Origin of the sequence: Qingshengfaniella alkalisoli, assembly GCF_007855645.1 — a bacterium.
Taxonomy (GTDB): Bacteria; Pseudomonadota; Alphaproteobacteria; order Rhodobacterales; family Rhodobacteraceae; genus Qingshengfaniella; species Qingshengfaniella alkalisoli.
The window spans coordinates 1-21,240 of record NZ_CP042265.1 but is presented as its reverse complement, the minus strand read 5'-3'; the positions used below and the strand labels follow the sequence as shown (position 1 = coordinate 21,240).

Genomic DNA, 21,240 nt, shown 5'->3' with positions numbered 1-21,240 from the left:
GGCCACAATTTGTGCATTGTAGTCCATCAGGCGAGACAGGTATCTTATTCGCGGGCGCGCAGAATTTTTGCGGGTCTCGCACTCAATGGGCGCCATGCAAATGCAAGGCCAGCACCAAGCGTCAGTAACAATCCGCCCATGACGATCCCGACCGAAGGTGCCATGAACAGGACATACTCCACGTCCATGATATAGGTGATCACGGCCCATGCCGACGCGCTTCCGGCGGCAAATGCCAAGGCTCCGGCCGCAATCCCCAGAACACTGGATCGCAATGCAAAACTGGTCAGTATCTGGCCGCGGGTTGCGCCGATCGTCTTCAGGATCGCAGCCTCATAGGTGCGGCTGCGTTCACCCGCCAGCGCCGATCCGATCAAGACGACGAACCCTGTCAACAAGGTCACGCCTGCCCCGTAGGATATTACCGTTGCAAGTCCACCAAGCAGGCCCGAGACATTCTCGATCGCATCCCGCACACGTATCCCGGTCACATTCGGATAGGTATCCGCGACATCGCGCAGGATTGCGGCCTCGGCCTCACGGTCGGCATAGACCGTGGAAATGAAGGAATGCGGCGCACCGCGCAGCGCAGAGGGATTCATCGACAGGATAAAGCCTATTCCCGCTGTCGAGAAATCGACCTCGCGGAAACTCGTGATCTCGCCCGTGATCTCACGCCCCAGAATGTTGACCGTCAGGCTGTCGCCGAGAACCAGGCCCATCTCCGTCGCTTCATCGGCGGCAAAGCTGATCTGTGGCGGCCCGTCGTAATCGGCAGGCCACCATTCGCCCGCTGTGACGACGGTATCGTCGGGCGGCATATCGGAATAAGTCACACCGCGGTCACCGCGCAGCACCCAATGCGGGCCCGCCACGTCGACCGCAGGCCTGCCGTTGATCTGAGTGATCACCCCCCGCAGCATCGGTGCCGTTTCGACCTTCGCGACACCCGCGTCGCCTTCAACCCGTTGCAGATAACCGTCGATCTGATCGGGCTGAATATCGACGAAGAAATAGGACGGCGCAATGTCCGGCAGTTCGCCTTCGATGGCATATCTGAGATTGGCGTTAATTTGTCCGACCGCCGCCAGCACGCTTAGACCCAGCCCAAGAGAGATCATGGCAGGCCCTGCCCCCTCGCCCGGACCGGCAATCGCCGCAAAAGCTGTGCGTAACACGGGGCGCCCCCGCAGAACCGCTCGCGCCGACAACCAAAGCGCGGCACGGCGTACCCCCATCGCTGCAATGCTCAGAACCAGCATCGCGCCGGCAAGGCTGATCAGCGTCCACGCCGCCAAGGTTTCCGTCCGCGACGTGAAGATGACCAGCGTCACCAGCACAGCCACCAAGGCAACCAGACACCCCAGAAAAATCGGGCGCGGCCAAACCAGCCGGTCATTCACCGCATCGCGGAACAAGTCTGCGGGCCGGATGTGATCCGTTCGCGCCAGCGGCCAAAGCGCAAAGATCGCCGCCGTCAGCACTCCGAACGCGGCCGCCTTCAACAAAGGCACCGGGAAGATCGTGAACTCCGCAGGCACTGGCAATCGCGCCTCCAGCACCGGCGACAACAGCAGCGGAAGGCCAGCGCCCAGTACCAGACCCAGCGCTGTCCCAACCAAAGTCAGCACGGCAATCTGCAACAGATAGACCGCGAAAATCGTCCGCCGCTCCGCGCCCAACGTCTTCAGCGTCGCGATCGTGGCAATCTTGCCGTCCAGATAAGCCCTCACCGACGCCGAGATGCCGACGCCCCCAACCGCGAGCCCTGCAAGGCCGACCAGCACCAGGAACGCGCTGGTGCGTTCCACGAAGTCGCGTATGCCGGGCGCTCCGTCGCGGCTGTCCCGCCAGCGAAATCCGCCCTCGCGGAACAGGCCCTCGGCCTGCGCTTCCAGCTCGGCAAGATCAGCATCAGGCGGTAGATCCAGCCTGTATTTGCTTTCGAACAGCGTGCCGGGGCTTAGCAGACCACTTTGCGAAAGATCGTCGAGATAGACAATTGCGCGCGGCCCCAGACTGAAGCCAGCCGATCCCGCATCCGGCTCAAGGACCAATTCGGCGCTCAGCACAAAATCCTGCGTGCCCAGCCGGAATGTTTCGCCAATGCCCAGCCCCATCCGGTCGATCAGCGCGGTATGCATCACCGCGCCGGGTGTGCCATCGACACCCCTCAAAGCATCTGCCAGCGGCATGGGCGGGTCCAGAACAACCGACCCCGCCAGGGGATAGGCCGTATCCACCGCCTTTACCTGGGTCAGCCCGCGCTGCGCATCCTCTCCACTTCCTGCCACCGCGAGCGACCGGAAATCCGCGATCTCCGAGACACGGTCGGCTTTCATGTCCATCCAGTCACGCTCGGCATCATTGGCGAAGCGATAGGTAAACTCCATCTCCGCATCACCGCCCAAAAGCGCCGCGCCTTCACGCACCAACCCGGCCTCGATCGCTGCGCGCAGCGTGCCGACGGCGGCAATCGCTGCCACGCCCAGCATCAGGCACAGCACGAAGATGCGAACGCCGGTACGACCGCCGCGTAGCTCCCTCGCCGCGATGCGGGCAGCAACCATCGGTTTCATTCCGCCGCCCGCGCCTGTTGATCGTCGGACAAACGTCCGTCACGCAGCCGGATCACGCGGCTGCACCGCCGCACAACCTCATCCGCATGCGTGACCAACACCAGTGTTGAACCGTCCCGATCCCGCAGATCGAAAAGCAGCTTCAGGATGGTCCGGCCATTGTCTTCGTCCAGATTGCCCGTCGGCTCGTCGGCCAGCAATATCTCGGGGCGCGGCGCAACTGCCCGCGCCAGCGCGACACGCTGTTGCTCGCCTCCCGACAGCTGCGCCGGATAGTGCCCGGACCGGTGCGACAGGCCCACCGCATCCAGTTCTGCCGCCGCGCGCGCGAACGCATCCGACACACCAGCCAGTTCAAGCGGCGTTGCCACGTTTTCAAGCGCGGTCATCGTCGGAATGAGGTGGAAAGACTGGAACACAACGCCCATATGATGACGGCGAAACCGGGCGAGCTGATCTTCGGACATTCGCGTCAGGTCCCGCCCGAGCAACGCGACACGGCCCGAACTGGCGGTTTCCAATCCGCCCATCAACATGAGGAGCGACGATTTGCCGGAACCCGACGGCCCGATCAGCCCCACCGTATCACCCGCAGCCACAGTCAGGCTGATGTCGTGGAGGATATGCACCGGACCCGCATGGCCCTTCAGCACGAGGTTCACCTGGTCAAGGCGCATTACAGGGTCGGTCATTCACTGTCTCCAGACGGCCGGCGCATCATTGGGATATGGGGTATCGAGCCTGACACGCAAGCACGTAGCGGCAGTTATGACCGGCTTGTTACTTACCACCCCCATCACCGCCGAACCGTTACAGGTGACAGCCTTGGGCGACAGTCTCGTCCAGGGCTACGGGCTGCCACAGGAAGATGGCTTCGTACCCCAGTTGCAGGTCTGGCTGGCAGAACGCGGCCATGACATCACCCTGACCAATGCAGGCGTATCGGGCGACACCAGCGCGGGCGGGCTGTCACGGCTCGACTGGACTCTGACACCGGAGACCGACGCCTTGATCATCTTGCTTGGCGGCAATGACGCACTGAGGGGAATCGATCCGACGACCACACGCGGAAATCTTGACGCGATCCTGGCCGCGGCTGGGAACCGTGACCTGCCGGTGCTACTGCTGGGCGTCCCTGCGCCTGCCAATTACGGCCCCGATTACCAGCAGGCCTTTGCTGCAATGTGGACGGAGTTGGCCGAAACGCATGACGCGCTTCTGGTCGAGGACTACCTGGCTCCCCTGCGCAACCCCGACGGGCCCAAACAGGAACTTTTTCAACCTGACGGGCTTCACCCCAATAAGGGCGGCGTCAAAATCGCCATCAACGCCATCGGTCCGCAAGTGGAAGCACTGCTTGGGCAGATCAACCACCGCTAAACGATAGCGCTTGGCAGGGCCGTTTGGACACGCCTATGGTGACGCCGACGCGCAATCGGCGCCTGGTACACGCCCTCTTTGGTGAAAGGACAACCGCCATGATGGACAACGAAGCTCCCACCGCAAAGCTCAAGCTGAACGACCCATCCCTGCTGACCGGCAAGGCCTATGTCAACGGTGAATGGATCGACGCAGAAAGCACGTTCCCCGTCCACAACCCATCGACCAGCGCACTGATCGCCAATGTGAGTGACCTGACCGTGGCCGATACCTCTGCCGCCATTGACGCGGCCTATGCCGCCAAACCGGAATGGGCCGCGAGAACAGGCAAGGAGCGTGCCGGCATCTTGCGCAAATGGTTCGACCTGATGGTGGAAAACGCGGATGACCTTGCCACAATTCTGACCGCCGAGATGGGCAAACCTTTCGCCGAGGCCCGCGGCGAGATCCTCTACGGCGCATCCTTCATCGAATGGTTCGGCGAAGAAGCCAAACGAGTCTATGGCGATGTCATCCCCGGCCACCAACCCGACAAGCGAATCGTCGTGCTGAAACAGCCCGTGGGCGTCGTGGGGTCCATCACGCCGTGGAACTTCCCTAATGCCATGATCGCACGCAAGGTCGCGCCCGCACTTGCCGCCGGATGCACGTTCGTTGCCCGGCCAGCCGAATTGACGCCGCTCTCTGCGCTCGCGATGGCCGTGCTCGCCGAACGCGCTGGCGTGCCCAAAGGTGTGTTCAACGTGATCCCAAGCTCCGACAGCGCCGCCATCGGCAAGGAGCTGTGCGCCAACCCGAAGGTTGCCAAGATCACCTTCACCGGCTCGACCCGCGTAGGCCGCATCCTGATGAGCCAGTCGGCTGACACCATCAAGAAACTATCGCTGGAACTTGGCGGGAACGCCCCCTTCATCGTCTTCGACGACGCCGATCTCGACGCCGCAGTGGACGGAGCCATGATTGCCAAGTATCGCAACAATGGCCAGACCTGCGTCTGTGCCAACCGGATCTATGTTCAATCCGGCGTCTATGACGCCTTTGCCGAGAAGCTGAAGCAGAAGGTGGCCGATTTGACGGTCGGCGACGGTTTCGGCGACGGGATCACTACCGGCCCGCTGATCAATGACGCCGCAGTAGAAAAGGTCGAGCGCCACATCGCCGACGCCACGGCCAAGGGCGCATCCATCGCGACCGGCGGCAAACGGATGGAAGGCACGTTCTTCGAGCCCACCATCCTGACCGGCGTCACTCCCGAAATGGATCTTTCCAGCGAGGAAACCTTCGGCCCGGTGGCGCCACTGTTCAGATTCGAAGACGAAACCGATGTCATCAACCTGGCCAATGACAGCGAATTCGGTCTCGCCGCCTATTTTTACAGCCGCGACCTGAACCGGGTCTGGCGCGTGGCCGAAGCGCTGGAAAGTGGCATGGTCGGTATCAACACCGGTCTGATTTCCACGGAGCTTGCTCCGTTCGGTGGCGTCAAACAGTCCGGTCTTGGCCGTGAAGGGTCGAAATACGGCATCGAAGAATTCGTCGAGATTAAGTATCTCTGCATGGGCGAGATCCGCTGACACAGTTTTTCAAGAAAAGTCACTGGCAAGTATTGACCTTCCAGTGACTGGAAACCTTATCTGATGTTGCGAGAAACAGATTCCGGAGGTCAAAATGACCGACTCGCATCATCTATCCCTTCCACTTGAAGGCCTGTCCTGCGCTTCTTGTGTCCGCCGTGTCGAAACGGCGCTGACTGCAGTGCAGGGCGCCTCAAACCCTGTCGTAAATCTGACAACCGGCAGCGTTGCGCTGGATATAGACCGTCCTGACCGTATCAATGATGTTCGCGCAGCCCTGGAACGCGCCGGATACCCGCCGCGCCCGGCCGTCCTGACCCTGGACATCGATGGCATGTCTTGCGCGTCTTGCGTGGGGCGGGTCGAAAAGGCATTGAAAAAGGTGCCTGGCATGACCTCCGCCACCGTCAATCTGGCCGCCGAAACGGCTCGTATCAGCTTCCTGGATGGGGCAACGGACCCGGACGCGATTGCCCAAGCCGTCACCGATATCGGCTACCCCGCCCGCGCCGCCGCACCGGACACCCAAGCCCCGAATGACCGGCAAGACGAATACCGGCATCTGAAACGGCAAGCCACCGTCGCGGGCGCGTTGACCTTGCCCGTCTTCGTCCTTGAAATGGGCGGACATATGGTGCCCGATTTCCATCGCTGGATCGCCGCCACCATCGGCATGCACACCAGCTGGTACATCCAGTTCCTGCTGATCGCGCTGGTCCTCATTGGCCCCGGTCGCAGCTTCTTTACCAAAGGCATCCCCGCGCTGCTCCGGCGCGCACCGGACATGAACAGCCTCGTCGCCGTGGGCGCGGGTGCGGCCTTCGCTTTCTCCATCGTCAGCACCTTCCTGCCCGCCCTGCTGCCCGATGGTCTGCAAGCGGTATATTTTGAAGCCGCCGGCGTCATCGTCACCCTGATCCTGATCGGTCGCATGCTGGAGGCCCGCGCCAAGGGCCGCACAGGCGCCGCGATCCAGAAACTGGTGGGCCTGCAAGCCCGCACGGCGCATGTGGTCGATGGCGATCGAACCCATGACCGCCCCATCGAACACGTCGCCGCCGGGGACACGATCCTCGTCAAACCGGGCGAACGCGTCCCTACCGACGGCGTGATCCTCGAAGGGTCCAGCCATATCGACGAAAGCATGATGACCGGCGAACCAGTCCCTGTCACCAAAGCCCCCGGCGACGCCGTCACCGGCGGCACCGTCAACGGCAGTGGCAGCTTCCGTTTCAAAGCCACCCATGTGGGGCAGGATACCGCGCTCGCCCAGATCATACGCACGGTGCAGGACGCGCAAGCCGTCAAGCTGCCGATCCAGAATGCCGTGGACCGCATCACCTCATGGTTCGTGCCCGCCGTTATGGCCATCGCCGCCGTAACCGCGCTTGTCTGGCTGGCGGTTGGGCCAGAGCCAACATTGTCTCACGCTCTCGTCGCGGCCGTATCGGTCCTGATCATCGCCTGCCCCTGCGCGATGGGTCTGGCGACCCCTACCTCGATCATGGTCGGAATTGGCCGCGCTTCGGAGTTGGGGGTCCTGTTTCGCAAGGGCGACGCGCTGCAACTGCTGGATGGTGTCGACGTTGTGGCTTTCGACAAGACCGGCACCCTTACGGAAGGCCACCCCGAACTGACCGACCTGATCCTCGCGAACGGACAAAGTCGCGAAACCGTGCTGCCATTGATCGCAGCGGTAGAAAACCAATCGGAGCACCCGATCGCCAAGGCGATCACCCGCGCCGCGCGCGAGGACGGGCTGAACTGGTCCACCGCCCGCAACTTCGCCTCCACCACGGGCTTCGGGGTCCGCGCATCGGTCGATGGCCATGACGTGATGATCGGGGCGGGTCGCTACCTGTCACGCGAAGGCATCGACCTGGGGGACTGGGAAGGCCGCGAATCCGACCTTGCCAGCCGAGGCCGCACCGCCTTGTTCGCCGTGATCGACGGCCGAGTCGCCGCTTTGGTCGGTGTCTCGGATCCGATGAAACCTGCCAGCCGCGCTACCATCACTGCACTGCACGCCGTCGGCTTGAAGGTGGCGATGATTACAGGGGACAAACGCGAAACCGCCGAAGCCATCGGCACAGATCTGGGCATCGACCACATCATCGCCGACGTTCTGCCTGACGGCAAGGTCACTGCCATCGAAGACCTGAAATCGGGCGGCAGAACCGTGGCCTTCGTCGGCGACGGAATCAACGATGCCCCCGCGCTCGCGCACGCCGATATCGGCATCGCCATAGGCACCGGAACCGATGTCGCGATCGAGGCCGCAGATGTGGTTCTGATGTCCGACGATCTGCGCGCCGTTCTGACCGCGCTGGACGTGTCGCGAAAAACCATGCGCAATATCCGGGAAAATCTGATCTGGGCCTTTGGTTACAATACCGCCCTGATCCCCGTCGCGGCAGGTGTTCTGTACCCGGCGTTCGGGATGCTGCTGTCGCCCATGCTCGCGGCCGGAGCCATGGCGCTGTCATCGGTATTCGTACTGACCAACGCGCTGCGCCTGCGCCGGATGCAACCGCCGCATCTGACGGAAGAACCGCGGCGCACCTACGCATCGACCCTTCAGCCCGACCCGGCATAGGAGCCAACCATGAATATCGGTGATATCGCCCGACGCTCAGGCCTGCCCGCCAAGACCATTCGCTACTACGAAGACATCGGCCTTGTGAAGCCGATGCGCACGGCCAATGGCTATCGCACCTTCAGCGAAAAGGATCTGCACAAACTGACCTTCCTCGCCCGCGCCCGCGCGCTGGGTTTCACGATCGAGGATTGTCGCACGCTCGTGGCCCTTTACGAGGACGACAGTCGCGAAAGCGCCACGGTCAAACAAGTGGCGCAGGCCCATTTGGACCAGATCGAAGACAAGATCGCGCAGCTTCAATCCATGCGAGCGACCCTGACAACCCTGGTTCATGCCTGCGCGGGCGATAACCGGCCAGACTGCCCGATTCTGGAAGATCTCGGGGCGGGGCCTGGTCACAAGCGCCGTCCCTGAGGAACTCCACATCTCTACAGACGTTTTCCAACATGCCCGACCCGATGCCTAGAACCGCTCAACTCTATCGCATGGTGATGCCGGACCATCTGTGCCCGCTTGGCCTGAAATCGAAAGATTTACTGGAACGACAGGGCTTCAATGTCGAAGATCATCACCTGACTACACGTGAAGAAACCGACGCCTTCAAGGCAAAGCACGGGGTGGAAACCACCCCTCAGACATTCGTCGACGGCGAACGCGTCGGTGGTTACGACGATCTGCGCGTATACTTCGGCATCGACCCGCCACCCAGTGAGCAAAGCGGCACAAGCTACCGCCCCGTGATCGCGATTTTCTCGGTCGCGGCGCTGCTGGCTCTCGGCCTGTCATGGCACCAGTATGGGGCGCTGTTGTCGCTGCGCGCAGTCGAGTGGTTCATCTCGCTGTCGATGACCATGCTGGCCGTTCAGAAACTTAGGGACGTGGAAAGCTTTTCCACCATGTTCCTGAACTACGACCTGCTTGCCCGCCGCTGGGTTCGCTACGGCTACATCTACCCCTATGCCGAAGCTTTGGCAGGGATTCTGATGACTGCGGGCGCCTTGGTCTGGCTGGCCTCACCCGTTGCGATTCTTATCGGCGCAGCAGGTGCGATCAGCATCTTCAAAGCGGTCTATATCGACCGGCGCGAACTGAAATGTGCCTGCGTGGGCGAAGGTTCCTCGGTTCCACTGGGTTTCGTTTCCCTGACCGAAAGCCTGATGATGCTGGGTATGGGGATATGGATGCCGTTGAAAGCGTGGCTAATCTAAGACGACCGGCTGTTCTCGCAGCTTGCCGCGTTTCTCGTGGACGCAGCATCAACCTGCGTGGTCCGAAAGACCGCGTGATGGTATCGATAGGTTGTGGTGCAAATGACGTCGACACAGGCCAGAACGTGGCCCAGCACGGTTCGAGGAAAACGGGACGCGCACCGATGCGGATCAGCGTCGGCGCGATGAACCCGGGCTGACAGGCACAGCGTTTCTCCAGCTGCTCAACCCCTTGCAGCGCTGACAAATCCGCTCTCCGAAACCCTCGCTCCAGAATAAGGTTTCACATCGCAGGCATTGGCGTTCCCGCGGAACGTCGCCCAAGGCCCCTGTGGTCGCGATGCCTGGCGTTGCGCCCTTGGCGATGGCCTTGTTCGCCATCAAATCTGTCCCCATGCATGGCGGTTGTGCGAAGGCGGCGATGATTCCGGTCTTGTGGGCATGCCTTCGTTTTCCGCGGCCCGGATTGACGCATCGTCCTGCGTCCTTTGCGTGGTCGTCTTAGACGCTGGCACATTCAGATCGGGATCAGGCGTCCCGCGCCCGGAGTAGAGATGTCGTAAATGCGCCTCGGATACGCCGTCGGCCTTCATGACGAGACGCACCATCGGATCAGCCAGCATTCCCTCAAGGAAGAAATCGGACAACGCCCTGCCCGTCAACTTGTCCCTTGCCTGTGCGTGCTCAAGGTCAGTAAGGGAAACGGTCAGCGTCCTCGCCAGTCCAGGATGCGATGTCCGGGGATGAAGCTTCACCAGGACGGAGGCTTTCCAGGCCCTCAGGCCCCGTTGATCGGGGGGTGAAACCAATTCCGTTTCGATCTCGTACTCTCCCGCCGGGAGCGTCTCGGCAAAGCCGGGAACGCTGAACGGCCGGGAAAAAACCGCAACGGTCTTGCTCGTCAGATTTTCCATTGTCGTGATCCTCTCCCTTGTTGCCGCGGGTGGTCCGCACACTCCTTTGTAAAAAGGGCGTGTGGCCTGGTGCACCTCTCAAGATGTCTTGGATTTCGCAGGCGCGTCCTTACCGGCAGCCTTGGACTCTTTCTCCTCGGCGGGGGTCTTCGCGGTTTTCGCAGGCTTCGGCTTCATAGCGGCTGCGGCCCGGGCGGTCAGGTCCTTGAAGGACATGCCATCAATCCTTTGATTGGCCGGCGCCAAATCCTCATCCATGACGGATCGGGATGTTTGGCCTCGGTATTGTGTATATGGGTGGGGATCGGCGATGCGATTTACGATTGTGTATCGAAAAGGAAGCCATCATCATTCAGATCAATTCATCCGCCCAGACCTTGAATTCCGTTAACGTATTTTTACCGAATGTCAGTGTCAAAGGCACATCGGCGGCATCGCGGCCGCGCGCGATCAGAATTCTCGCGAACCTCGGCTTGTTGTTCCGCGGGTCGAACATGTGCCATTCACCAGCGAGAAAGACTTCCATCCACGCGGCGAAGTCCCCCGGCGGATGAGGCAGCGGTTCACCGATATCGCTCAGATATCCGGTGCAGTAACGTGCCGGAATATTCATGCAGCGACACAAGGCGATAGCGAGATGGGCAAAATCGCGGCAGACACCCTGTCGCTCAGCCATTGTCTGCGATGCGGTGCGCGTCGCTTTCGCCTGCGTGTAATCGAAGCGGACATGCCCGTGTACGAAATCGCAGATCGCCTGAACGCGCGACCATCCGGGTTCAGTGGTCTCGAAAAGACGCCAGGCTTCCTCCGAAAGAAGATCGGTATCGCAATACCGGCTCCCCTGCAGGAACATGAGCGTATCGGATGGCAGATCCTGGACCGCGTGCTGCTGCGCACCAGGAAAGATGGGATCAGGCCGGCCCGTGTCGCGGAAGATGCCATCTGTCGAAAGGCAGAAATCGCCCGCCGGAGCCAGAAGGCGCGTACACCAGTTGCCGAAGCCGCCCCGGTCTTCACCGACCGACGCATAGAGAAATCGCTCGAACTCGGGCGGGTGCGGGTTGAGAACATTGGGTTCGGCCATCGCCATTCCATTCCTTGGTTGCAGGAGCGCTCATCTTCCCTGCTTCGCCGAGATTACGTACAAGTCGGTCCCGACGCCCTTACACAGGTCAGTGCTGGCGACTGCCCACAGGAAGGTCACAACCGGCGCGGCGATCGGGGCCAGGCCCCATGACCGGAAACTCATACCTGTTTCGTGCCATGAGGTCCGGCAGCACCTTTTCATGTTCGCCGCGCTGAACAATCTTTTCGACGTCAATGTCCCCTGCTTTGAGCGCAGCCATCGGAATCGTCACCACGGTATCGCCAAGTTCCACAACCATGATCAACTGGCACACATCCGACGCACCAGACAACGTAACGTTCGGTCAGGCCGGACAATACGTCCGACCTGACACGATCCTCAAACCCGGTTGTCCATTTGTGCCCGAACAGAACGACGGCCGATGGCCGAAATCCGGTATGGGCTTGAATTGCGGGATTCGATCAAACGCTTGCGCCGCAGCTTCGCGACGACCTCCAGCGTGCAATCCACGAGGAACGACCCGTCAAAGGTGATACATTCGACATGGGTAAGCCGACCGTTCGGCCCGCGTTCATAGCGGATACGACCACCCTGCGCCAGCACGTGCAACACGCGCTGTTCGGCTTTGGAAATATTCATTGATGTAGCCTGTTCGTAAAACACGTCTAGGCAGGCGTCAGCGGTCATCCGCCACGCACTGCGTTCGATCACCCCTCTCAGGCAGCGGCGATCAAGTGTTCTGAACAATCTCCAACATCAACAATTCCCGTATCTCGTGGAATGGGGCCGCCGTATCGGCGATCACCCGCCCCGAGTCAAGCACGAAACGGGCGCCCGAAGACGCCCGCATCAATCTTAGAACGTGGCATTCAGGCCAAGGGTAAAGGTGCGGCCCGGCTCGTTATAGGTGTTGGCCCCGGCGTTGTTGGACGTGCCTTCGCGGAAGACGCGTTCGTCGAACACGTTCTTCACACCGGCATTGACGCGCCACACATCGTTGACCTGCCACACGGCACCCAGATCAACCAGCGTGTAGGGATCGCGCGACTCCGGGTTCTCGATCACCGCTCCGCTGGTCACGCTCTTCTCGGGGCTGGGCGTCTCGCCGTAATGCGTCGCGCTCACCAGCAAATCAAGGCTGTCGGTGACAGACCAGTCAAGCTGCGTGTTGATCGTGTAATCGGGCACGAGCGACAGTGGCTGACCTGTTTCCTTGTCCTCGGAATTCAGCATCATGGTCGCGTTGGTGGACCACGTCAGACTGTCCAGAAGCGGCACGCGAAGATTGGCCTCGATCCCTTCGATCACGGCCTCTTTCGTGTTTTCCCAGCGGAAGACCTGCGTGTATTCAGGATCGCCGTTTTCGTCATAGCCGGCAAACACCGTCGCAGCAGGCTCCAGAGACGCCGCGATGCGGTTCTGATAGTCGTTGTGGAAATAGGTCAGACCAGCGTTCCAGCCGCCGGCGTTGTTATAGTTGACACCGATTTCCTTGTTCCATGACGTTTCCGGATCCAGATCGGGATTACCCAGGATGTGACATCCGGCGCCAAGGTTCGGATAGTCGACCGGACAACCATTGCCGCGCGTGTAATACACGTAATCGGGATTCAGCTGATACAGGTTCGGCGCCTTGAACGCGCGGCTGACACCGGCCTTGACCGAAAATTCCGGCGAGACCTGCCAGGCGGCATTCAGGCTCGGTGACAGGTTGAACCCGGCTTCCGAATGCCAGTCCGCGCGAAGTCCCGGCGTCAAGGTGATCTCGTCGGTCAGAAGAATGTTGTCTTCGATATACAGCCCGACAAGCTGCGCGTTCGTCTCGGAATCGCGATCTGCGGGGTCTGTCTCCGAACCCGGCACGTCAACAACAAGGCCCATCTGGTTGGAAATGTCATCATCCATCCACTCGCCGCGATAGTCGGCCCCGAAGGTGAAGGTCTGGTTTACCCCGCCCAGATCGGAATAGACGTTCCATTCGGTCTTCGCGCTGACCGTATCCAGCGTGATCGTGCCGTATTCCGGTGAATTGATGACACCCTCACCACCGCCGGCAAGCCCTTCCATCAGGCGCTCGTTCTCGGTGTGCTCCCATTGCAGGTAGCTGTTGGAATCGCCGAAGGCATATTCCCCCCGATGCGTCAGCGCCAGAACGCCACGGCGCATGATGTTGGTTTCTTCGCCGATCAGGCTCTCTGTCCCGACGACATTTCCGTCCTCGTCCGAAAGTTCGAGATCTTCCAGAACTTCACGGAACTGCGTATCGCCCGCATACTCGTTGCCCTGGCGGCTATAGGAAAGCTCGATCCCCCAGGTGTTCTCGTCATCGGGATGGAATTCGAACAGTTGGCTGAAATCCTTGTTCTCCACACCTTCGCGACCCGCCGCCACGCTTTCGCCCTCGGGTGTCGCATCCGCGTTGATGTCGGGGTCGTCCCCGTCGGTTTTGGCGTAGTTCAGGATCGTGCGATAGGTCCACAGCTCACCCAACGGCCCGCCGAACACGACGTTGGCGCGACGCGTACCACCCTCCTCATCATGCTCTGGCATCTCGCCGTAGAGCGTCACGGATGCGTAAGGTTGATCAGTTTTCTTGGTGATTATGTTCACCACGCCCCCCGCGGAACCGGACCCGTAGCGCGCCGCTGCCGGCCCGCGAAGAACCTCGATCCGGTCGATCGCTTCGGCGGGCACCCAGTTGGAATCGCCTCGCGTATCACGTTCTCCCGAACGGCCCATCTTGACCGAATTGCGTGACAGGACCGGTCGACCATCAATCAATATCAGCGTGTTTTCCGGCCCCATGCCCCGAATGTCGATCTGACGGTTGTTGCCGCGCTGCCCCGTGGTCGTGTTCCCCGTCAGATTCACACCGGGCATTTTCCGCACGATCTCGGACACATCATTCGACACCGGTTGCTCGATGATATCGTCGCTGGAAATCGTGGACGCTCCGGGGGCCTGTTTCAGCTCCTCCGCGGCCGATTCCACGGTAATCGGATCCAGCACCAGCACATCGTCGGTTGTGTCTTGAGAAATCGCCGGCGTCGCGCCCGCAAGCAGCAGTGCCACCAGTTGCGTTCCCGCCACCCGGGAACGATAGGAATAGGTCATGGCTCCATCCATTTTTGGGTGCCGAGCAGTGGTCTGTCTACGGCCGGGAATGACCGATATGGATGGATTTACGTCGGGCAGTAGATTTATCGAACAAGCTCTGTTCGCGGCCACGCCCTACGCCGCATGAAATTGTTTAGCAATATAGTCAACTATTGATCGCGCCACTGTTGCAATTTTGTTGCGCAGCGTCTCACCGGCCCTGCCCCGCATTCATTCTTGCCAGCCGCACGCCCTGATGACTAATCATGCGTGACGACAACGCGAGAGGCCCCATGACCAAGCTGGTATATATCCTGAACGGACCAAACCTGAATCTGCTCGGCAAACGCCAGCCGGAAATCTACGGGCATGACACGCTCGATGACATCGAGGCCAACTGCCGCGATGTGGCCGGCAGCTTCGGAATTGATTGCGAACTCTACCAGACGAATTCCGAAGGCGGGATCGTGGACAAGATTCACGAAGCCCGCGACACTGCCGACGGGATCATCATCAACCCGGCCGCCTACAGTCACACATCGGTCGCCCTGCTGGACGCGCTCAACACGTTTGAGGGGCCGGTGCTGGAGGTGCATATCTCCAACATCCACAAGCGCGAAAGCTTCCGCCACCATTCCTACGTTTCTACACGTGCCGATGGCGTGATCGCCGGGTTCGGCACCGCAGGATATGCGCTGGCCATGCGTCACATGGCAACGCTTCTGGAATAGTCAGCCCTCGCGAAACGCCTTGTTGAAGTAGTCCGTCAGCGGCTTCGTCAGATAGGCCAAGGGCGTGCGATCCGATGTCCGCAAGAAGGTTTCAACCGGCATCCCCGGCAGAAGATGCGTGCCCTCCGGCAAGCGGTCGGCCTGCCCGTCATCGAGGATAACCTCGGCACGATAATAGCTTTCCCCGGTCCGTTCATCGGTGAACGCATCCGCCGACACCTTCCGCAGCGTGCCTTCCAGTTCCGGTGTGGTCCGCGAATCCAGCGCGGAAAAGCGCAACGTAACCGACTGCCCCGGAAACACCTGATCGATATGAATCGGCTCAACCCGGCTCGTGATGATCAGCGGACGATCCTGTGGCACGATGTAAAGCAATGGATCGGCCGCCCGGATCACGGATCGTTCGGCGAATACCACCAGGCCGTATATAACACCGCCGAGCGGCGCCCGGATATCGAGGCGCGACATTTGTTCGATCAGCGCGCGTCGCTGCTCCGCCAGTTCATACTCGCGATACTGCAAATCGCGCAGCGTGGTGATCGCCTCTTCGCGCCGTGCCGTTTCCAGCTTCAGCACCTCGATGTCCAGCTCCGTGATCCGGCCTTCGCTTTCCGCCTTGGACGCCAGCAATTCGCCCAATGTACCACTCAGGCGTGCTTCTTCACGTTGCAGCGACAGAACCCGCGATTTCTGCGCCAGGCCGCTTTCCATCAGCTTTTGCTGATCGGCAAGTTCTTCGCGCAGCAGGTCCAACTGCGATGACAGCGCATCTTGTTGGGCAACGATCCCTTCGATCTGGCTGCCGATCTGGGCACGCCGCCGCGCCAGTTGTTCGGTTTCTTTCTCCAGCGTGATCAGCCGCGCCTCGAACAGACGCCGCTGCCCGTCGATCAGGTCAGCAGTATCGGAATGATCCGCCGCCACCGCCAGCAAATCCGGGTCGAAACTGATCTCGTCAGTACCATCGCGTTCGGCTTCCAACCGTCCACGACGCGAGATCAACTCATTGAGCTGCCCCTGCACGATCGACAATTCCGACGCCAGCAAGGTCTCGTCCAGACGGATCAGCACATCGCCCGCTTCGACCGTGTCGCCTTCCTGCACTAAGATTTCCGATACCACGCCCCCGTCGGGGTGTTGCACCACCTGCCGGTTCTGATCGACCTCGATCTGACCGGGCGCAATGATCGCCCCTGCGATCTGGCTGAAGGCCGCCCAAGCTCCGAAGCCGCCCACCAGGATGATCAGAACGAACAGACCCAACGAAATCGCGCGCCGCGCGGAGAACATATCCGTCTGGCTCATGTCACACCTCCGGCGGTATTGGCCGCGCGTATTTCATTGGCGTTGCGCACGATCTTGCCCAGCACTTCGTCGCGCGGGCCGAACGCCTTCACCGCGCCGCCATCCAGCACCAGCAGCTTGTCGCATTCCTGGATCGCCGCCGGCCGATGCGCCATGATCAGCACGCCGTTTCCGGCCGCCTTCATGTCACGGATCGCTTGATTGAGCGCCTGCGACCCTTCATTGTCCAGATTGGAGTTCGGTTCGTCCAGCACCAGAATAACCGGATTGCCGTAGAGCGCACGCGCCAGCCCGACGCGCTGCACCTGACCTCCAGACAGGCGGCCGCCAAGCGCAGTAACGCGGGTGTTGTAGCCGTCTGGTAGGCTCAGGATCATTTCATGAGCCGCCGCCTTCTTGGCGGCCTCCACTATGGCGGCGTCATCCGCATTGGGGTCAAGCCGGGCGATATTCTCCGCCACCGTGCCCTCGAATAGAGTCACGGTCTGCGGCAGATAGCCAAGACTGCGCCCCAGCACATCGGGATCGTATTGGTCCAGCGTCGCACCATCCAGGCGGATCGTCCCGCCAGCCGGACGCCAGGCGCCCATGATCGCGCGCGCGAGTGTCGATTTCCCCGCGCCGCTCGGACCGATGACACCGATTGCCTGACCCGGCTCCAGCCGAAAACTGGCCATCCGCAGCACCGCCTGCTTTTCGCCGGGTGGCACAATCGTTACCTGGTGGACATTCAGCATCGCACGCGGGCGCGGAAGTTCCGTCCGGGGCGGCTCCGACGGCACACGGCCAAGCAGGTCTTCCAGTTTCTTCCAGCTGCGGCCAGCCGATTGCACAAGGCTCCACTGCCCGATCACCAGTTCGATCGGCGCGAGCGCGCGGCCCAACAGGATCGACCCCGCGATCATCGCACCGGCTGTCATCTCGTTCTGCAGCACCAGGTACGCGCCCAGTCCCAACATCGCCGATTGCAAGAACAGGCGGAAGGTCTTGGTCATCGCGGTGAACCGGCCTTGCTTGTCGCTGGCCGTAATCGACATCGCCAAGGCCTGTGCCCGGATCTGCTGCCACCGCGCGAAAGCCGCACCGCGCATGCCCAGGCTCTGGATCGTGTTGGCATCAACCCGTAACCGGTCAGACATCCGGTCCGCCTGCATCGCGGCCGACGCCGCTTCGGCCACCGGACGCCGCGTCGTTACCTGGTTAAGAAGCGTCACACAGATCAGCACAATGGTACCGGCAATCGCCAGATGCCCAAGCCACGGATGGAAGATATAGATCCCTGCAATGAATAATGGCGCGAACGGGATGTCGAACGCGGCCCCGAGCACGGGCGATGCCAGAAGCTTTTGCACCGTTTCCAGATCACGCGACGTACCGCTGTCCGGCCCGACGCCCCGTTCAGCGGAATCCACCAGGGACGCCGCGAAAACCCGACGGTCCAGACCATCCTGAAAACGGGCACCTATGCGCGACAGCACACGGCCCCGGACGAAGTCCAAAAGCCCCATCATCAGGAAAAGAAACGTCACCAGCACCGACAGCGCCAACAACGTTTCTTCCGACCGGCTACCTAGAACGCGGTCATATACCTGCAACATGAACAATGGGCCGGTCAGCATCAGCAAATTCACGAAGACGCTGAACAATCCGACAAACAGGAACAGCCCGAGATTCCGGTTTCGTGCTGCACGCAACTCGGCGGCACCGTATTGCTGGCCCTGGTTCATACTTCACAATCCCCGCTCTGCCTCGGCACCACCGATAGCCGGAAAACACTCGCAGACAGTTAACGCGGGATTCGCGCTTCGTCGCAAGGAATGCGTCTGATTCTGCCTTATTAGCGGGGGTTTATCTGTTAGACATGACATTATCATGAATGATAATTGGATACGTATTATCAATAGGTTACGATCTCAATGATTGAAATCATGAGACTTGTCTCACATGCGCCTAACTGTCAACCATGCCACGGTTTCGCCGCGAAACCCCTATGTGGGTTCCAGCAGCCTTCGTATTTCTGCCATGACCAAATCGATCATCTCCGAATTGACGACATCGCCGCTGAAACGAATGGAGTAACCTTTGCTGTCACTAACTCGTCGGATCATGATACCGTTAGCGAGTTGGATCTCTCCTTCCGCCTCTTGTCTCGGCCTTGCCTGACGCCGTGGGCGCCCTCCTCGCTTATCCGGCTTGTCAGCGGCTTCGGCGTCTTCCACCAACGGCTGAAGCAGCGCCCATTCCGATGAGGCATCGATCCCCTGTCCGCTCGCCAATGCCTCGCGAAGTTGTGGCGCATATCCCGCCCGCAGCGCCGCGGCCAAACGCAGCCCCGCCTTCTCCGACAGCGATTCAGGAAAGCTGAGCATATCTCCCAGCTCTTCATGCACCCGCGCAAAGGACCGGATCTTCGACCGTTTGGCCTTGGACGCGACGGCATAGAGCGCGTTCACCGCGTCCTCCAAACTCTCGAACGCCCCCTGCCCCGCCGCAACCACCGCGATCCGACCCCGCTCATATGGGCTCAGATCCGCTCGGACCTCATTCTCCTCGACCATCGACACATAGGCGCCAGAGACGGAACCAGGCTCCCTGATGATCGCGCGGATAGTCTCGAATTCCTGCCGCCCGGTTTCCGCCTCCAACGCCCTGATTGCGGACAGACGACGATACCCCGAAAGCAGGCCATAGCGATGATCGCCTTCCGGCTCGGATAGCTCGAAGACCTCAATGGGCAACCGAAGCCCGTTTGTAGCGATGGACGCCTTCAGCTCATCCATTTCCTCGCTACTCAGACCCATTCGATCGCGGGTCAACTCATCCGCAACGATCTCATGCGTGGGGACCTCGGCGAGCACCCGGCCTTGGCTTTGCGCCTCGCGATAGGTCTCCGCGTCGCGCTTATCCCTTGCCGTTTCCGCCCGCTCCTCGGCGCTGCCGACCTCGCTAAGTGCCGCGGCTTCACCCGCCACCTTGGCAATGGGCGGCACCATCAGCCCTGGACCACGGGACGGTTTCGTCGCGAAACCCTCCTCCAAAGATTTCAGCTCATCGACGCTTGGCGCGGTCAGCTTCCTACGTTTTGCCATCTTCAAGCCTCCTTACGCTGCTCTTTGGTGTCTGCCTGCGCCATCTGTAAATCGCGCCACCATGATCCGATCAGGATTTCCTTCAACTCCGCATAAGTCCGGTCGAACGCCTCGCGGCCACGAACATAGGTCTCGCGATTGAACTCACGATAATCGGCTTCATAAATTCCGTTGACCTGCTCACCGGCCTGACCCACCAACGCCGTGAACTCCTGTCGGTGCGCATTCATGAAATCGCCGAAATAGGCCTGAATGACATTCGCAAGATCAGCCTGCTGACTGGCATCGAACCGGGTGATCAAGGTGCGAACGACATCCCATTCGAACTTGATCTCCTCCAGGCCGGCGGCGCGGCGAGCGCTGTTCTCACCATCCTCGATCGACGCGAAGGTCGAATAAAGCATGTCGAAGAACCGGCCGGTTGAGTCGAATTCAAGGAAAGACGCGCCAAGCGGTACAAGCAGAATGTCTGCCGCCGATAACGCGTTGATTGTCAGGTACCCAAGCGCAGGAGGGGTGTCGAGGAAGATCACATCGTATTTGTCGAGCAACCCTTCGTTCTCCAGAAAGCCGCTCAGGGCATCCCAAAGCGGCCAGCGCCGAAGGGCCATGCGCCAGACAGGAATTTGAAACTCGGCCCAGTAGAGATTCAGTTGCGCCCCAATCAAATCGATATTCGGCCAATGTGTGTGTTGAATAACATCATCGGCGCCTATCTCCAGCGCACCGCTCAGCGTTTCATCAAGGGGAAGGGGGGCCTCGCCCCGCGCTTCCCGGACCGCGTTCTCTTCCACGACGTGCTTGGCGTAATCCTTGGCAACCAAGGGAAACACGGTCGACCATTCATCCGGCACTTCACCGCCCATGATCGAGGTCATTGAGCCCTGGCTATCGAGATCAACCACAAGGACGTTGTAGCCATCCAATGCCGCCGACATGGCAAGATGAGCTGCCGTCGAAGTTTTGCCGACCCCACCTTTGAAATTAGCGACAGCTACTACCTTGGCGGGCAGCCCTTCAGGCCGATAGGGCTGGTAGTCCTTTCGCGCGAGCCCCTCCTGGGCAAAATGGGCACGAAGTTGCAGCACCTCTTCCAATGTAAACCACTTCGATCCACCGGCCCCTTCACCTTGGGGGAGGTCCGGGTTTTGCTTCAGGACGCGGCGGAGATGAGCGGAGGCCACCGGGATCAGGTAACGACAGATTTCCCAGATTGAAAACTTCCGAAGACGCTTCTTGCCATCGGGAGCATACCCTCGCTTGGCAAGATCCTCGCGGCCACGAGTGGCGAAGGCGGCGGCTTTTGCGAATCGGGCTGTGTCTGTAGGCTCGGGGAGCTTGGCCGCGGCGGCCTCCGGATCGAGGTTGAAATAGGGTGGCGGTGGAAGATCGGGTTTTCTGCTCATGCCAAGACCTCAGTGTAATGTGCGATAATTTTTAGTTGTTATACCTTTTCTCGCACATTCTCCGGCAGTTGGGAATCCAGCACGTAGGAAATTCGTGGTTTCGCCGCGAAACCTGCTGTTTTCTAAACAATATATCCAACGACCCGGAAACAAAGTTTTAATGCTTTAGATTATTTAGAATCTTTAGCACCAAGAAATAATGTTATATCAATTAGTTGGAGGTGTTTGGGTGCCCGAATTCAGGATGAATGGTGCCTGAAAACGGGATGAAT

The 21,240-nt window shown here is 60.4% G+C and carries 18 protein-coding genes; 6 read left to right on the top strand and 12 right to left on the bottom strand.

Annotation, left to right across the window (positions count from 1 at the left end):
* Positions 1-44 precede the first annotated feature (44 nt).
* Positions 45-2,579: an ABC transporter permease gene (locus FPZ52_RS16570; protein ID WP_146366734.1), complete on the bottom strand. Its 2,535-nt coding sequence runs from the start codon at positions 2,577-2,579 to the stop codon at positions 45-47.
* A complete protein-coding gene (locus FPZ52_RS16565) occupies positions 2,576-3,271 on the bottom strand; it encodes an ABC transporter ATP-binding protein (RefSeq protein WP_146366733.1) in 696 nt (231 codons plus the stop codon). The genes FPZ52_RS16570 and FPZ52_RS16565 overlap by 4 nt, the downstream gene beginning before the upstream one ends.
* 76 nt (positions 3,272-3,347) lie before the next feature.
* Between FPZ52_RS16565 and FPZ52_RS16560 the strand changes: the two genes are divergently transcribed.
* The 5 genes from FPZ52_RS16560 (at position 3,348) to FPZ52_RS16540 (ending at position 9,340) form a co-directional block, all read left to right on the top strand.
* Positions 3,348-3,959, top strand: a complete 612-nt coding sequence (locus FPZ52_RS16560; protein ID WP_146366732.1) for an arylesterase — start codon at positions 3,348-3,350, stop codon at positions 3,957-3,959.
* Between the two features lie 98 nt (positions 3,960-4,057).
* Positions 4,058-5,533: an NAD-dependent succinate-semialdehyde dehydrogenase gene (locus FPZ52_RS16555; protein WP_146366731.1), complete on the top strand. Its 1,476-nt coding sequence runs from the start codon at positions 4,058-4,060 to the stop codon at positions 5,531-5,533.
* A gap of 94 nt (positions 5,534-5,627) precedes the next feature.
* Positions 5,628-8,129: a heavy metal translocating P-type ATPase gene (locus FPZ52_RS16550; protein WP_146366730.1), complete on the top strand. Its 2,502-nt coding sequence runs from the start codon at positions 5,628-5,630 to the stop codon at positions 8,127-8,129.
* 9 nt (positions 8,130-8,138) lie between these two features.
* A complete protein-coding gene (gene cueR, locus FPZ52_RS16545; RefSeq protein ID WP_146366729.1) occupies positions 8,139-8,546 on the top strand; it encodes a Cu(I)-responsive transcriptional regulator in 408 nt (135 codons plus the stop codon).
* A 32-nt stretch (positions 8,547-8,578) separates the two neighbouring features.
* The gene (locus FPZ52_RS16540; protein ID WP_240804528.1) at positions 8,579-9,340 is read left to right on the top strand and encodes a glutaredoxin; all 762 of its coding nucleotides are present in this window, start codon (positions 8,579-8,581) and stop codon (positions 9,338-9,340) included.
* Positions 9,341-9,720: 380 nt separating this feature from the next.
* Here the strand turns inward: FPZ52_RS16540 and FPZ52_RS16535 are convergent, their stop codons facing one another.
* The 6 genes from FPZ52_RS16535 to FPZ52_RS16515 form a co-directional block, all read right to left on the bottom strand.
* On the bottom strand, positions 9,721-10,254 hold the full coding sequence (locus tag FPZ52_RS16535; protein WP_146366728.1) for a hypothetical protein: 534 nt from the start codon (positions 10,252-10,254) through the stop codon (positions 9,721-9,723).
* A gap of 78 nt (positions 10,255-10,332) precedes the next feature.
* Positions 10,333-10,470 (bottom strand): hypothetical protein, encoded by a 138-nt coding sequence (locus tag FPZ52_RS19005; RefSeq protein ID WP_168201399.1) that lies wholly within the window; start codon positions 10,468-10,470, stop codon positions 10,333-10,335.
* Positions 10,471-10,606: 136 nt separating this feature from the next.
* A complete protein-coding gene (locus FPZ52_RS16530) occupies positions 10,607-11,338 on the bottom strand; it encodes a transglutaminase-like domain-containing protein (RefSeq protein ID WP_146366727.1) in 732 nt (243 codons plus the stop codon).
* An 88-nt stretch (positions 11,339-11,426) separates the two neighbouring features.
* Entirely contained in the window at positions 11,427-11,639 is a 213-nt protein-coding gene (locus FPZ52_RS16525) for a hypothetical protein (protein WP_146366726.1), read from the bottom strand.
* Positions 11,640-11,719: 80 nt separating this feature from the next.
* Positions 11,720-11,980: a YjhX family toxin gene (locus tag FPZ52_RS16520; protein WP_146366725.1), complete on the bottom strand. Its 261-nt coding sequence runs from the start codon at positions 11,978-11,980 to the stop codon at positions 11,720-11,722.
* 216 nt (positions 11,981-12,196) lie between these two features.
* Positions 12,197-14,455 carry a FepA family TonB-dependent siderophore receptor gene (locus FPZ52_RS16515; protein ID WP_146366724.1) on the bottom strand — a complete coding sequence of 753 codons (2,259 nt, stop codon included), beginning with the start codon at positions 14,453-14,455 and terminating at the stop codon, positions 12,197-12,199.
* A gap of 275 nt (positions 14,456-14,730) precedes the next feature.
* On the opposite strand from FPZ52_RS16515, the gene aroQ reads away from it, so the two are divergent.
* The gene (aroQ, locus tag FPZ52_RS16510) at positions 14,731-15,168 is read left to right on the top strand and encodes a type II 3-dehydroquinate dehydratase (protein WP_146366723.1); all 438 of its coding nucleotides are present in this window, start codon (positions 14,731-14,733) and stop codon (positions 15,166-15,168) included.
* Here aroQ and FPZ52_RS16505 read toward each other — a convergent pair whose 3' ends face one another.
* From FPZ52_RS16505 to FPZ52_RS16490, 4 genes are all read right to left on the bottom strand, one after another.
* The gene (locus FPZ52_RS16505) at positions 15,169-16,473 is read right to left on the bottom strand and encodes an HlyD family type I secretion periplasmic adaptor subunit (protein ID WP_146366722.1); all 1,305 of its coding nucleotides are present in this window, start codon (positions 16,471-16,473) and stop codon (positions 15,169-15,171) included.
* The gene (locus tag FPZ52_RS16500; protein ID WP_146366721.1) at positions 16,470-18,200 is read right to left on the bottom strand and encodes a type I secretion system permease/ATPase; all 1,731 of its coding nucleotides are present in this window, start codon (positions 18,198-18,200) and stop codon (positions 16,470-16,472) included. The genes FPZ52_RS16505 and FPZ52_RS16500 overlap by 4 nt, the downstream gene beginning before the upstream one ends.
* 261 nt (positions 18,201-18,461) lie before the next feature.
* Positions 18,462-19,562, bottom strand: coding sequence for a ParB/RepB/Spo0J family partition protein (locus tag FPZ52_RS16495; protein WP_146366720.1), 1,101 nt, complete (start codon positions 19,560-19,562; stop codon positions 18,462-18,464).
* 2 nt (positions 19,563-19,564) lie between these two features.
* On the bottom strand, positions 19,565-20,968 hold the full coding sequence (locus FPZ52_RS16490) for an AAA family ATPase (protein WP_146366719.1): 1,404 nt from the start codon (positions 20,966-20,968) through the stop codon (positions 19,565-19,567).
* Between the last annotated feature and the right edge of the window lie 272 nt (positions 20,969-21,240).